Genomic DNA, 13,382 nt, shown 5'->3' with positions numbered 1-13,382 from the left:
ACTTCCTTTTAGGTCACGAAGCCTGTTGCAGCGTTCTGGCCACCAGCGCCAGATCCACGGGTTTGTCCACATCCACACCCACTTCCGGGTAGCGGCTGATTACCACTACCCCGCGGATGCCCAGCAGGCGGGAAACCCGCGCCTGGGCTTCCTCCAACGTAACCCGGTGCAGAAGAAAACGAATCAAAAAGCCCAGGCCTACCAGGCGACACAGGCGCAGGGGGCTTTTCCGGGCGGCCACCAACTGCTCCCCCAGGGGCAAACAACGGGAAACTACTTCCGGGTTAAGTAAAAACAGGTTGCCCCCGGTGAAAATACCTTCTTTAAGGCTGACGTAGGTCCGCCGCACAGGATTGGCAAAACGGCTGTCCACGGCTTCCTTGGGTACGATGGGGTAGTACAAATCCGCTTCTTGATCCTGACAAAGCTCCAGGAAATCTTCAATGGCCCGGGGTGTAATCAGGGGAATGTCGGAGCTGACCAGCAGCACCCGGCGGGTACCCGCCAACTCTTTCAGTCCGCGCTGGACGTTTTCCAAAAGGCTGCTGCCTGCCGGAACAACCTTTACCCGGTCATCTTTGAGGTGATTCGCCAGCTCCTCCCTGGGCCCGACCACTACAATCCTGTCTACCCCTCTGGCCAGTGCTAATGCTTCCACTACATATTGCACCATCGCTTTGGAGCCAATAGGAATAAGCGCTTCGTAGGGCACCGGACTGCATTCCTTGAGCGGTCCGTTATTGGGACTGCCGGCCAGAACCACCGCGTCAACCATTATTCCTTTGCCTCCCCCAGGGCGTTTAACAGGCTCTGTTCGGCATTTTCTATATGCTCCCGCGCCAGGATCTGGGCCAGTTCCACGTTGCGTTCGCTGATGGCTTCTACAATTTGCTTGTGTTCTTCCAGGGCGTGCTTCGTCCTCCCCGGTTGGGCCAAAGAGGTGACCCGGAAGCGTTGAATTTGATCCGCCAGGTTGGTGATGATCTGGACCAGCCTTTCGTTCCGGCTTGCTTTATAAATGAGTTCGTGGAATCTGGTATCCGTTTCAACCAGTGCTTCCAGGTCGTGGCCGCTGACTTCGTAGGTTTTCACCAGTGCCCGTTCCAGCTCCTCCAATTCCTCTTCGGTAATCCGCTCAGCGGCCAAACCGGCAGCCAGCGCTTCCAGTGCCGCCCGCACTTCAAAGACATCGACAATATCCTTTACCGAAATACCCGCCACATAGGCTCCCTTGCGGGGCACCATGACCACAAAACCTTCCAGCTCCAGCTTCCGGATGGCCTCCCGCACGGGAGTGCGGCTTACCCCCATTTCTTCAGCCAGCTGGATTTCCATCAGCCGCTCCCCGGGTTTCAGGCGGCCCTGGATAATCGCTTCCCGCAAGGATTCAAAAACCAGCTCCCTTAAAGGTTTGTAATTATCCAGCTTAATTGGAATGAGTCTCGGTTCTTCCACGGCCGCCACCCCTTTTTCTGGTCATAACACTTATATTTTACCTTTAGCCGTTAATTACCGCAAGTTTTATTGCCTGGCTGCAAAAACGGGTGTACAATATCCGCCCCAGCCCCGGGTCAAGCCGTCCGGCCACCCGGCGGGCTTCCCCTTCATCCCGGCACAAGCCAAAAACGGTAGGACCGCTGCCGCTCATGACCACTCCCGGGGCACCGGCCGCTTTCAGGGCTTCCTTTACCACGTAAACTTGTGGATAAAGGGCGGCAGTTACCGGCTCCAGGATATTGCCCAAAAGAGCGGCTACCGCGGTGATATCCTGGCGCTCAATAGCCGCCACCATGGCGGGGGTATCTGGATGAACACCGGGCAATAGGCGGTCATACTCCCGGTAAATTTGGGCCGTAGATACGGCCAGGAACGGGGTGACCAGCACCACTCCCAGAGGGGGAAGGGGTTTTAGGGGAGTGAGCAACTCCCCTTTTCCCCGGGCCAAAACGGTACCTCCTTCGAGGCAAAAGGGTACATCCGCCCCCAGCTTGGCGGCTAAAACAAGCAACTCTTCCCGGGAGAGGCCCAGGGACCAGAGTTGATTCAGGGCCGCCAGGGTGGCCGCCGCATCGGCGGAACCGCCCCCCAGGCCGGCCGCCACCGGGATATTTTTGAACAGAAAAATATGTACCCCCTGACGATAACCGGTGATCCTTTGCAAAAGCTCCGCCGCCCGGTAAACCAGATTTTCCGGACCGGCAGGTATAAGGGGGCTGTTGGTTTGAAGCTCAATACCCTGGGAGCGGGGAGAAAACACCAGCCGGTCGCAAAGGGCTATGCTTTGCATTATTGTTTCCAGCTGATGGTAACCGCCGGGCAAAAGCCCTGTAATGTCCAGGGTAAGGTTTATCTTGGCACGGGCCAGCACTTCAAGCACGGGCAATATCTCCCTTTTTGTTTACCAGTAGTTTTACGTCGCCGGGAGAATATTTCCCTGCTGCCCGCCGTCGACTTTTTCGCCATTAACCAGCTGCCGGCCGGCACAAAACACCTGGATGGCTTTGACCACCGTGTCCAGCTTTTCGTAGAAAATGGCCACCGTATCGCCGGGCTTTGCCGCCAGAAGGGCCCGCAGCACTGCCTCCCCTTCGGGCAAAACCACCCGGATTCTCCCCGGGTGCATGCCCCCTTCCAGGGCGCCTTCCCGCAGCAGGGCGGCCACTTCCCCGGGCTGCCGGCCGCGCCGGTGGGCATCCTCTTTAATCACCAGGGCCGAAAAGTTCTGGCCGGCAATGCGCCCTACCTCTTTGATTTGCTCATCCAGGCGGTCCCCGGGTACGCCGATGACGCCAATGAGCCGCCTTTTGAAGTGCCGCAACACATTAACCATACTGAGGTAGCCGGCGGCGTTATGGGCGTAGTCGATCACCACCCGGATGCCCTGCACATCCAGGATATTCAGCCGGCCGGGATTTTGCTCCAGGTTGCAGCGAAAGCTTTCCAGGCCGGACCGGATGTGATCCATGGATACACCCAAACCCAGGCAGGCCGCGGCTGCCGCCAGGGCATTCTGGATGTTGTGCCGGGCAAAACCGCCCAGGGAGGCCGGCAACCGGCGTACCGAAAGCAACCGGCGCACCTGCTGACCCCGGGCCACCACCAGCATCCCGTTCTTCACAAACACCGCCGTGCCGCCGGCACCCAGGTGGCGGCGCACGGTGATATTATCCGGCACCAGGGAGAAATAAATGATCTTGCCCCGGACCCGGCCGGCCATGGCCAGCACATGGGGGTCATCGGCATTGAGCACCGCATAGCCGTTTTTGCGCACGGTTTCCACCACCAGGGACTTTACATCAGCCAGGTCCTCCAGCGTCTCGATGCCGTCCTGTCCCAGGTGATCCCCGCTGATGTTGGTAACCACCCCCACGTCACTGCCCTCGTAGCCCAAACCGGCCCGCAGGATGCCCCCCCGGGCCGTTTCCAGCACGGCCGCGTCAATCTCCGGCTCCGCCAGCACCAGCCTGGCGCTGACCGGTCCCGTAGTATCGCCGGCAAGCACCCGCCGCCCGTCAATATAAATGCCGTCGCTGGTAGCCATGCCCACCACCAGGCCGGCCCGGGCCAAAATGGCTCCGATCATCCGGGTGGTGGTGGTCTTGCCGTTGGTCCCCGTTACCGCCACAATGGGAATGCGGCAGGGTACGCCGGGAGGAAAGAGGTGATCCACAATGGCCGCACCCACTTCCCGGGGCAGGCCCTCCACCGGGTGGGTATGCATGCGTAACCCCGGAGCTGCGTTCACCTCAATGACAGCACCTCCCTGCTCCTCCAGGGGGCGGCCGATATCCTCCACCACCACGTCGATGCCCGCCACATCCAGACCGGTCAGGCGGGCCACCCGTACGGCCAACCGGGCATTGGCCGGGTGCACCTGCTCCGTAACATCAATAGCGGTCCCGCCGGTGCTGAGGTTGGCGTTGTCCCGCAGGTAAACAACCTGCCCTTTCCCGGGCACATCCCGGGGCGTTAAACCCTGGCGGTCAAGGCAAGCCACGGCCACCGCATCCAGGGGAATTTTGGACAGGGGCCTGCCGTGCCCCTCACCCCGCCGGGGGTCCCGGTTAACCTCCTCCACCAGTTCGCGGACGGTGCGCCGCCCGTCCCCCACCACCCGGGGAGGCAGGCGCAAAGACGCGGCTACCATCCGGCCGTTCACCACTAAAAGCCGGTATTGCCGGCCGGGAATTTGTTTTTCCACCAGCACTGGCCGGCCATAATAGCCGGCCAGTTCAAAGGCCCGGCGCACCCGGGCTTTTCCGGACACAAAAAGGCTTACCCCCTGCCCGTGATGCCCGTTGACTGGTTTGATGGCCACAGGGGGTCCCAACTTTTCGGCCAGGGCAAGGGCCTCTTCCACCGTGCGGGCAATCCCCGATTCGGGTACGGGCACCCCGTGGGCAGCCAGCAACTGGTTGCATAACTGCTTATCTTGCACCAGGTCGACGGCAGTACAGGGAGTGTGATCCGTAATGGTAGCCGCTATCCGCCTGGCATGCCGCCCATAACCCAGCTGGTAGAATCCCCCCCCTAAAGGAAGGACCGGAATCCCCCTTTTGCGGGCCGCCTCAAGGATCGCCCGGGTGCTGGGGCCGTATTCTTCTTCCGCGGCCTGCCGCACCCTCTCCACCAGTTCCGCCACTTCCACCGTCCTTCCCTCCAGCAGGGCCTGCACCAGTTCCACCGCCGCCCGGGCGGCGGCCAGCCCGCCGGGGGCGGAAACATATTCAAAGATCACTTCATAAACCGTTTCCCCGTCCCCCCGGCGGGTCTTGCCGTAAATCACCTCCTGGCCGGCCAGCTTACAAAGCTCCAGGGCCACATGTTCCACCACGTGGCCCAGGTAGGTACCCTCTTTTAACCGCTCCACAAAACCCCCGGGGCGCCGGCGGGAGCAGTGGTGCTCACCCAGGCCGGGCAAAAGGGACAACAACCGCCGGTTGAAATCCCCCAGCTCGCTGGTGGACCGGCACCCGTCGGGGGCGAGATCCAGGATTATTTTAATTACCGGCTGGTAGCTGTAAATGTTGCTGCCGTAATAGGCCCGTAAATCCAGAATCTTCACCTTTGTTGCCCTCCGCAAAAACAGTTATGTTACCAGTATTGACCAATAAACCCGGGAAAATACCACGGGCAGCGGAGGGCGACAGGCATCACCATTATCAGTTCAAAACCCCAGCCGGCTATAAATCTTCTCCCGGTAGAACTGAAATGCGCTGTTGTTCATTTTCCTCTTTTCCATGAGCATATTGAAGCGGAGCATTTTTTCGGTCAGCTTTTTCTTTAAACCGGTCTTCTGCTCCTCCTCGTAACAGCAGTCGATCAGTCGCTGCAAGCTGACCATTTCTTTTTTCAGCTGCATTTCTTCGGGCAGCACCCCCGCGTTTTTCAGGATGATATAACCGGCCCGCAGCTCTTCGGGGACGTGGGACAGCTCGTCCACCTGCAGGGGCTGCCCTTTTCCCGCAAGGTTTGCAAACTCACCCCTACGCATGGCTTCCCGGATTTTCTCTTCGGCCAGGACGGCCAGAATATCAATACCCATGAAATCACTCCCTATATCAATGACCTGGCAGTTTCCGGTACTCGTATCATTCCATTCCCAGGGAGGCCGCCATGAGGGTGGTCAGGATGATGTTCCAGTTGCCGTGCATAGCCAGGGATAGGAAAGGCTTGAGGTGAAACGCATTAGACAGGAAGCTGGATCCGCCCCAGCCCCTGCCGGGCCGGGAGAAGCCCCCGCCCCAGGGACGACCGTAAAAGAGAGGGCATGAGTCCGGGTGAGCTGTTAAAGGAAAGGATGGAAGAGCGTTTGGAGGCTGAAGGCGAAACAAACGGGAACAGGCCGGCCTGGGGTGTCCCGCCCTTGCCGGGCAAGGTGGCCCCGGGATCGCGTCAACTTTTAAAAAATACTTTCCACCTGTACCGCAAATCCGGCGATTACACGGGATTGAACCTTCCCCTGTTGCTCCACTTCCTGGTCCAGGGCATATTTCCCGCCCTTCAGGCAAAAAACCTGGACCGATTTGCAGTGGGGGTCAACTATCCAGTATTCCCTGACGCCGCTCTTTTCGTAAACCTTATACTTGATCCGCAGGTCGTAATAACCGGTACCGGGGGAAAGGATCTCCACCACCAGATCCGGGGCGCCATTGATCCGCTTTTCTTCGATAATGGACAGCCTTTCGTTGGAAATATAAATTATGTCCGGCTGGTAGGTTTCTGTTTCTTCCAGATAGACGTCCACAGGAGCGTACAAAACAATGCCCAGTCCCTTTTCCAGGACAAAGCCCGCCATTTTTAATTCCAGTTTCATGGACACCATCTGGTGGTATGGTGTGGGCGAGGGTGTCATGACCAGTTCCCCCCCAATCAGTTGATAGGGTGACCCTTCCGGAAGGCAGCAGTAGTCTTCGTAGGTATACCTTTGCCGGCCGGCCGCCAGCTCATCCAGGACGACGCTCATTTTTCGCACCTCCATTTCCCTGCGTTCTTGGTTCCGGCATTGCCTTAATCCGCAGCTTTTTCATTATTTTACCTGAACACAGCAGTTTGCGCAAACTATCTGAACCTGCCTGGCCGCAAAAAATGGGTGTGCAAAAGCCGCCCCAGCCCCGGGTGAAGCCGTCCGGCCACCCGGCGGGCCTTCCCCCCATCCCGGCACATGCCAAAAACAGTGGGACCGCTGCCGCCCATGACCACCCCCGGGACACCAGCGGAAGCATTCAATCAAACCAAATCTCTGAAAGCTTCCCTCAAGAGCTTTCTGGTGTAAACATGTTCCGGGTTTTCGAATATTTCGAAGGATACACCCGTTTCCACTATTTCACCTCGATACATAACATTAGAAGAAGGTGCGTGTCTGGGGCAAAGGGCAGTTCACCATTCCGGCTGAAATAAGGGAAAGATTGGGAATCAAAGAAGATACGATCCTGGAGGTCTTCAAGGCAGGGCGAGCAATCGTGGCCACCCCGGAAAAGATGCTGGTGAAAGAGCTGGCCGCTTCCGTCCGTAAAGAAATGGAAAAGAGCGGAGTGGACTTGAAGCAGATACTGGCGGAATTAAGAGAGGATAGCCGGGCAGAACCACCCCGGGCTGTTACAACGGTACGACTACAGGTATGTTCGCCAGTCTTTCCACCGCTACCGGAACACCGTAGACGCCGGCGATGTTTTCCGGAGTCATGATTTCCATCCCCCCGCAAGCAAAGACGGTCCTGTTCTTCAGGAGCAGGAATTTATCTGCAAACCGCAAAGCAAGGTTAAGGTCGTGCATCACCACCACCGCCGCAATGTTTTGTTCCCTGGCCGCACTTTTCACCGTTTTCAAAACCTCGAATTGATTTTTCAAATCCAGGTTGCTGGTGGGTTCGTCCAGCAAAAGAACCCGGGGTTCCTGGGCCAGGGCCCTGGCAATAACCACCTTTTGCAGCTCTCCCCCGCTCAATTCATCCAGGTAGCGCAGGGAAAACTCCTCCAGGCCGAGGATGCCCAAAACATTCCGGACGATTTCCAGGTCTTTTGCGGTAGTACTCCACTTGATGTGGGGTATCCTGCCCAAAAGCACGGCGTCGAAGACTGTAAGCCGGGTGCTTTCGTATCTTTGCGCCACGTACCCCAGGCGGCGGGCAACTTCCCGGCGGCTGAGAGCAAACAGGTCTTCTTTTTCAATGAGAATTGTCCCCGTTTGCGGCTTTAAAATTCTGTTCAGGCACTTGAGCAGGGTGGACTTACCGGCGCCGTTGTTGCCCAGGATAGAAAAAAATTCCCCCCTGTTGACTTCAAGTTTGATATCCTTTAACACGGGCCGGCTGCCGTAACTGAATTCCACTCCGTCTACCGACAGGATCATCTTTTGCCGTACCCCCTGGAGAGAAGGTAAAGGAACAGGGGGGCACCCATAAAGGAGGTTATCGCCCCCACCGGCAAAACAACCGGGGAAATAATGGTCCTTGCCAGGGTATCGGAAGCAAGCAGCAAAAGCCCTCCCATTACGCTGGAGGCCGGGATTAAAAAACGGTGGTCGACACCCAGCACCCTCCTCATCATGTGCGGGCCGACCAGGCCGATGAAACCGATGATGCCCAGAAACGATACAGTTACCGCCGTGACCAGGGAGGCCACGAACATCCCGGTCAACCTGATTCTCTCCACATCAACACCCAGCCCTTTGGCCGTCTCCTCCCCGCCGTCCAGAGCGTTGTAATTCCACCGGTTGGCCATAAAGTAAAGCAGCGCGGCGCCGGTTACCGCGGCCATGATTTCCAGATCCCGCCAGGAAGCCCGGCCGATGTCGCCGAAGGTCCAGAAAACAATCGAAGCCACCTGCACGTCGCTGGCAAAAAACTGCAGGATGACGGTGGCGGCTGAAAAAAGGGAGCCCAGGGCCACCCCCGCCAGGACCATCGCTTCGGGAGTGACCCCCCTGGCCTGGGCCAGGAAGAGGACCACCAGGGTCGTCGCCATCGCCCCCACAAAGGCGGAAATGGTGACCAGGTAAGGGTTGTTGATGATGACGGCATCAGCGCTGGTGCTGTGGGTGCTCCCCGCCCCCAGGGCAATGATGGCCACGGCGGCGCCAAAGGCCGCGCCCTGCGAAATGCCCAGGGTGAAGGGGGACGCCAGGGGGTTTCGCAAGAGGTTTTGCATCACGCAACCCGCCACGGAAAGGCCGACCCCGGCGGTGACCGCCGCCAGCACCCGGGGCAACCGGATATTCCAGATAATGATATTTAAACGTCCCTCCGCTTTGCCCAGCAGCGTCAGCAGCACCTGGGCCGGCGAAAGCTCCGCCGACCCGGCGTTGATGGCGTAGACACCCAGCAGGGCGGTTAAAAGGACAAGCAGGCAAATGATGAAAACTTTTCTCTGGGTATACTTAAGGTAACTTTCCGGGATATTTTCCATCGCTACTTGCCGCATATTTTTTATCACCCACGAAAATAGGGATTTACCATCCTTTACCATCGTGCTGGAATTGTCCGGCTCGCTCCGAACAAAGGAACTCCCCGGGTATTACGGACCGGCAAGATCCAGCTTTTTAAATCCACCGTAATCCTTCGCCATCTGTTCATATACAGGTTTGCCCAAAAGAAACTGGTAAATCTCATCGGCCTTTTGGGCCGGGTCGATATCTTTAAATTGTTCGGGGAAAATCACTTTTCCGGCGTAGTAGGTGTCGGCAATAGCGGTGTCGATGTTGGTGTTATAGAAGTTAAAGGGAATCTGGCCGTAAACCCGGCCTGTTTTGACCGCCTTCAGCGACTGATAAAACTGCGGGTTTTTCTTGTAGTCATTTTGCACCAGTTCCAAGCCGCCTTCATCGATAAGAATGATGTCAGGATCCCACTCCAAAAGTTTTTCTTTTTCAATCATTACGTTGCGCCCAAGTGCGCGACCCATTTGGGAAAGCTTTTTGTTTTCAATTACCGCGCTTCCGCGACCCTGGACTTCTTCAACCACGTTTCTAGCACCAATGGCCACAAAAGGCCCGTATTTGGGAGCTGTGCTTTCAATGCTGTGCGCTCCTTTTGCGCCCAGAGCACCCACATAAACTGCGGGCTTTTTGTCAGCAGGGATATTTTTCGTTCTCTCCTGCAAGTCCTGATGGCAATTCTTAAGATAAGCTACCACTTCCTGTGCCCTTTTCTCGTTGCCGATGATCTTGCCGATCAGCAGGAGGGAATTGTAAACATTTTCATCAAAGGGCACCTCGGTGCCGTAGTTCAGTACCACTACCGGTATATTTGTTTTGGTCTGCAGTTCGTCCGCCTGTGACTTGTCCAGCAAGGAGGCAACGAAAATTACCTCAGGCTTGACGCTGACAAGCTTCTCCGCATCCGGTGCGATATCGGGACCGCCCTGGCCAATAGAGGGCAAATCTTTAAGTTCGGTATGGGCCAGCATATAGGGCTTGCCGCGGGGCTTCTGTTTTTCCACGTCCTCCACGCCCACCACCTTATCCGCGCCGTTGACATAGCAAACCAGCCGCAACGCGCCGGGGCCGATGGCCACCACCTTATTTGCCGGAACGGGAACTTCCACCTGCCGGCCGGCCAGGTCGGTGACAACGGTTTTCTGCGGCGCAGACGTATCCTGCCCGGCTGTTTTGGCACCGCACCCACCCAGGACAACCAGGGTAACCAGCAGGGCAATGAACAGGAACCCCGCCTTCAATGCTTTCGTGCGCATCCTTTCTCCTCCCTTGTTTCAGCCAAGTTAAATAATTTCTAGGGACGACAATCACCACTTGTCAATCAGGCCGGAGTAATGTTTTAAAATCTTAAATTGCGAGGGAAGCCAGCAACTCCTTTACCTGTTCCCGATAGTTTCCCGCCGGCAGCGGATTGCCTACCAGGTTGGCTTTCGTGATTTCCGGCGAAAAACCAAACGCGCCCCGCACCGGAATACCTTTCTCAGACAGCTCACGGCGGAGAAAAGGTTCCGTCACGGCATCGACCTTGTTTAAAACAGCCACAAACTCCTTTCCTACTCCCGCCGCCAGTGCTCTGGCCCGCCCGGCCAGCAGGACCGCCTCGTGCGAAGGATCAACCACCATCACCACCAGGTCGACACCCTCTACAACTCCCCGGCCGAAATGCTCCACCCCGGCTTCGGTATCCACAAGCACCCACTCGTCTTGATCAACCCGCAACTGCTTTAAAAACGAGCGGGCCACCGCCCCCATGGGACATGCACAACCTTCCAAACTGCGCTCAATTTTACCAATACGCAGGAAACGCAACGGCCACTCCCCACCAGTACATTCAGGGGGCAAGCTGGCCAGGCTCAAGTCTTCCGTAAAGAAGCCCGTATTTTCACTGCCCTTTTGCTGAAGGGAAGCCAGCAACTTCTCGCGCACCGCCGGTTTACCGCCCAGGCAACCCATTAAAGTCATCGCCGGGGTGGAAAGGCCCAGCATTTTATCCAGGCCCAGGTTCGATTCGTCAGTATCCACTACCAGCACCTTTCCCCGTTCAGCAAGCGCTCTTGCCAGCAAGGTAACCAGCGTGCTCTTGCCGCTGCCGCCCCGGCCGCAGATCATGATTTTTAGCATCGAAAAACCCTCCCATCCTGTATTTTCCGGAAAATGCAAAAAGACCCCCTGCCCAGCCTTCAGGCCGGCAAAGGGTCTTCCTGACCCAAATTTTATCGCCTTATTTCTTGTTTCATGTCAATAATATTTTACATACGAAAAGAAAATCCTGCAACAAAAAATTTTTAACAGCTTAATTTTTCATGCACGTACATTTGCCCCAAAAAACTTTAATGCAAAACTTTTTAATTTTCGGCCCTAATTGCAGGATCCCCTGAAACACCTGGCAGGGTAAGCCGCCATTTTTTACTTGACTTCCGTAGCCCTGCGGATTATATTTTTTATAACATATGTTCATTTTAACAAGCAAGGTGGTTGAAAATGCCTGTTTACGACTTTAAGTGCCAGGACTGCGGCCACATCTGGGAAGTCAACATTTCCGGAGGCAGCGGTTACCCCGAAAGCTGCCCGAACTGCCAAAGCAACAGTCTTACGCGGCTTTTCCCCGCCCCCTATGTAATGAAAGGATCATCCCGGCCAGCAGGGACAACATGCTGTGGGCGAACGGAGCGCTGCAGCGCACCCCCCTGTTCTTCAGGCAACTCCTGCCGAAGATCATAATTTACTGTCCTCTGGTCATTGACGACCCGCAATTCGGACAGGTTAAACTGGCACAGGGAACCCCCCTGGATTTACTTTTTAAACCAGCCGATGCGTGCCCCCGGAACACTGTCCACATCAGAAGAATACGGTTTTATGTCTATAAGCGGGCTCCCGTCCAGCGCGTCGACCCCACGCACCAGCAGGCGGTTTTCCTTCACCTCCAGCAGTTCCGCCACACAGAAGGCAATGGGGTTGGGCCGGGAAGGTGAGCGGCAGGCAAAAACACCGCGTATTTTCGGGCCAAAGGGCGTTCTTGTCTGCAGCGTGTCCCGGCGCGCCAGGTGGCACCAGTAAAGCACAATCAGGTGGGTTGCTTGTTCCACATCTTTCAAACCTTCCGTGAACTGGGGGTAAATCTCCAGCTCCGCCGTCCGGTCGGAAAAACGCCCCTGGTGCGGCGCCTCGCCGGGCACCCGGTAAGGGCTGTGGATTACCCCAATGGGAATTAGCTCCAAAAGCGATCACCTTCTTTAAATTAACTTGTGAACACTCTGGTCCAAAAAAATAATAAAGCCACGCCTCTATTCTCCAAAAAGGTCATCCGGCCCTCCGTGGCTGTTTATGTGATTTGCTAGAAGTATTCCTGGACAGCAGCGTGATTATTGCCGGCCTGGCGTCGAGGGTACACGAACGAGAAGGTCCCCGGGATACAACCGGCGAGGACCTGTTTTTTTTGCTTTCGATGGCAATCTATCATTTTTCCCACCCCCATTGACAGGAAAGGAAAGTGTAGCTATAATCGTAGCAACACAAATATCCAGGACGATAGAACCAAAGGGGGGTTGAGGAGGCATGCCAGACATAAATTTTATCAGCACGCGGGAATTGAAGAACAAAACAAACGAAATCCTGCGCGCTACTGAAACAGGGAATTTAATTGTGGTGACCCGTTACGGCAAACCCGTCGCAACCATCAAACCGTTCCAGGAAAGCGATCTTACCGGCGGCAAAAGCAACAGTTCGCTTTATCAGAAAATCCGAAAGCAGATTGGCCAAAAACACCCGCAGTTGCTAGCCATGACAAAAGAGGAATTGCGGCAATTAAACGATAAGATATCGGGAAAAGTAAAAGAATTTCCCTCCTGGCAAGAAATGGACAGAGCTGCCAAGGGTGATTTTTATGGTTTTTCTCGATAGCAATATTTTTTTATTAGACCGCTTTTTCCCCAGGGATAAGAATCACAAGGTGAATAAGCAGTTCCTGGAGAGAATAAACGAAATGGGGATCAGAGCAGCCGTTCCGTTTTTTACACTCTTAGAAATTTGCGGAATCACTTCTTTCAACCTATCCGCCGAGGAGCAAGAAAAGTGGCTATATTCGTTTCCGGAGGTTTATCCCGTTGAAATTCTCGACCCTTTCGAGCGCCCGGAGGAAACAACGGGCAGTCTCGATTACTTCAGTGAGCTAACGGCGTACATCCTGAAGAAAATGACCGTCGGCGATGCCATCTTTTTAAGAGAAGCAGAAATGTACGGGGCCGCGGCCATTGTCACCTGGAACAAAAAACATTTTTCCGGCAGAACAGCCATTGCAGTTTTTACACCCCGGGAATATGTTCAAAGACAGTGAGATCACCAAATCCGAAGGCACCGGCACCCCCTTTCTAACCACCCGGATTATTCCAAAAAATAAGTACCTAACCCTCATCTTTTCCCGATTAACCGAATCATTAAACGCCGGAGCC

16 protein-coding genes are annotated in these 13,382 nt (G+C 55.8%); 4 read left to right on the top strand and 12 right to left on the bottom strand.

Annotated elements, in window-relative coordinates:
• Window positions 1–13: 13 nt before the first annotated feature.
• The 7 genes from BUA65_RS03765 to BUA65_RS17815 form a co-directional block, all read right to left on the bottom strand.
• Complete coding sequence (locus tag BUA65_RS03765) at window positions 14–775, bottom strand: nucleotidyltransferase family protein (protein WP_072867435.1); 762 nt, start codon at window positions 773–775, stop codon at window positions 14–16.
• Window positions 775–1,455 (bottom strand): GntR family transcriptional regulator, encoded by a 681-nt coding sequence (locus BUA65_RS03760; RefSeq protein ID WP_072867434.1) that lies wholly within the window; start codon window positions 1,453–1,455, stop codon window positions 775–777. Before BUA65_RS03760 ends, BUA65_RS03765 begins: the two co-directional genes overlap by 1 nt.
• Window positions 1,456–1,498: 43 nt before the next feature.
• Entirely contained in the window at window positions 1,499–2,377 is an 879-nt protein-coding gene (gene ispE, locus BUA65_RS03755) for a 4-(cytidine 5'-diphospho)-2-C-methyl-D-erythritol kinase (RefSeq protein WP_072867433.1), read from the bottom strand.
• Between the two features lie 33 nt (window positions 2,378–2,410).
• Window positions 2,411–5,065: a cyanophycin synthetase gene (gene cphA / locus BUA65_RS03750; RefSeq protein ID WP_072867432.1), complete on the bottom strand. Its 2,655-nt coding sequence runs from the start codon at window positions 5,063–5,065 to the stop codon at window positions 2,411–2,413.
• 102 nt (window positions 5,066–5,167) lie between these two features.
• Window positions 5,168–5,539 (bottom strand): DnaJ family domain-containing protein, encoded by a 372-nt coding sequence (locus BUA65_RS03745; RefSeq protein ID WP_072867462.1) that lies wholly within the window; start codon window positions 5,537–5,539, stop codon window positions 5,168–5,170.
• Window positions 5,540–5,902: 363 nt separating this feature from the next.
• Window positions 5,903–6,466, bottom strand: coding sequence for a Uma2 family endonuclease (locus BUA65_RS03740; protein ID WP_072867431.1), 564 nt, complete (start codon window positions 6,464–6,466; stop codon window positions 5,903–5,905).
• A 95-nt stretch (window positions 6,467–6,561) separates the two neighbouring features.
• Window positions 6,562–6,729, bottom strand: a complete 168-nt coding sequence (locus BUA65_RS17815) for a hypothetical protein (RefSeq protein WP_114281453.1) — start codon at window positions 6,727–6,729, stop codon at window positions 6,562–6,564.
• Between the two features lie 125 nt (window positions 6,730–6,854).
• Here BUA65_RS17815 and BUA65_RS03735 point away from each other — a divergent pair, with 125 nt between their 5' ends.
• On the top strand, window positions 6,855–7,187 hold the full coding sequence (locus tag BUA65_RS03735) for an AbrB/MazE/SpoVT family DNA-binding domain-containing protein (protein WP_084062022.1): 333 nt from the start codon (window positions 6,855–6,857) through the stop codon (window positions 7,185–7,187).
• On the opposite strand, the gene BUA65_RS03730 is transcribed toward BUA65_RS03735, so the two are convergent.
• The 4 genes from BUA65_RS03730 to BUA65_RS03715 form a co-directional block, all read right to left on the bottom strand.
• Window positions 7,099–7,851, bottom strand: coding sequence for an ABC transporter ATP-binding protein (locus BUA65_RS03730; protein ID WP_072867430.1), 753 nt, complete (start codon window positions 7,849–7,851; stop codon window positions 7,099–7,101). The genes BUA65_RS03735 and BUA65_RS03730 overlap by 89 nt on opposite strands.
• Complete coding sequence (locus tag BUA65_RS03725) at window positions 7,848–8,921, bottom strand: FecCD family ABC transporter permease (RefSeq protein ID WP_072867429.1); 1,074 nt, start codon at window positions 8,919–8,921, stop codon at window positions 7,848–7,850. The genes BUA65_RS03730 and BUA65_RS03725 overlap by 4 nt, the downstream gene beginning before the upstream one ends.
• A gap of 93 nt (window positions 8,922–9,014) precedes the next feature.
• The gene (locus BUA65_RS03720; RefSeq protein WP_072867428.1) at window positions 9,015–10,190 is read right to left on the bottom strand and encodes an iron ABC transporter substrate-binding protein; all 1,176 of its coding nucleotides are present in this window, start codon (window positions 10,188–10,190) and stop codon (window positions 9,015–9,017) included.
• Window positions 10,191–10,281: 91 nt separating this feature from the next.
• Entirely contained in the window at window positions 10,282–11,055 is a 774-nt protein-coding gene (locus BUA65_RS03715) for an ATP-binding protein (RefSeq protein WP_072867427.1), read from the bottom strand.
• A 360-nt stretch (window positions 11,056–11,415) separates the two neighbouring features.
• Here BUA65_RS03715 and BUA65_RS19165 point away from each other — a divergent pair, with 360 nt between their 5' ends.
• Entirely contained in the window at window positions 11,416–11,655 is a 240-nt protein-coding gene (locus BUA65_RS19165; RefSeq protein ID WP_072867426.1) for an FmdB family zinc ribbon protein, read from the top strand.
• Between the two features lie 71 nt (window positions 11,656–11,726).
• Here BUA65_RS19165 and tsaA read toward each other — a convergent pair whose 3' ends face one another.
• The gene (gene tsaA / locus BUA65_RS03705; protein WP_072867425.1) at window positions 11,727–12,152 is read right to left on the bottom strand and encodes a tRNA (N6-threonylcarbamoyladenosine(37)-N6)-methyltransferase TrmO; all 426 of its coding nucleotides are present in this window, start codon (window positions 12,150–12,152) and stop codon (window positions 11,727–11,729) included.
• 337 nt (window positions 12,153–12,489) lie between these two features.
• On the opposite strand from tsaA, the gene BUA65_RS03700 reads away from it, so the two are divergent.
• A complete protein-coding gene (locus BUA65_RS03700) occupies window positions 12,490–12,834 on the top strand; it encodes a type II toxin-antitoxin system Phd/YefM family antitoxin (protein ID WP_072867424.1) in 345 nt (114 codons plus the stop codon).
• A 49-nt stretch (window positions 12,835–12,883) separates the two neighbouring features.
• Window positions 12,884–13,267, top strand: a complete 384-nt coding sequence (locus BUA65_RS03695) for a hypothetical protein (RefSeq protein ID WP_131821456.1) — start codon at window positions 12,884–12,886, stop codon at window positions 13,265–13,267.
• The last annotated feature ends 115 nt before the right edge of the window (window positions 13,268–13,382 follow it).

The organism is Desulfofundulus thermosubterraneus DSM 16057, from assembly GCF_900142025.1.
GTDB lineage: Bacteria > Bacillota > Desulfotomaculia > Desulfotomaculales > Desulfovirgulaceae > Desulfofundulus > Desulfofundulus thermosubterraneus.
This window is presented reverse-complemented; position numbering and strand designations above follow the sequence as displayed.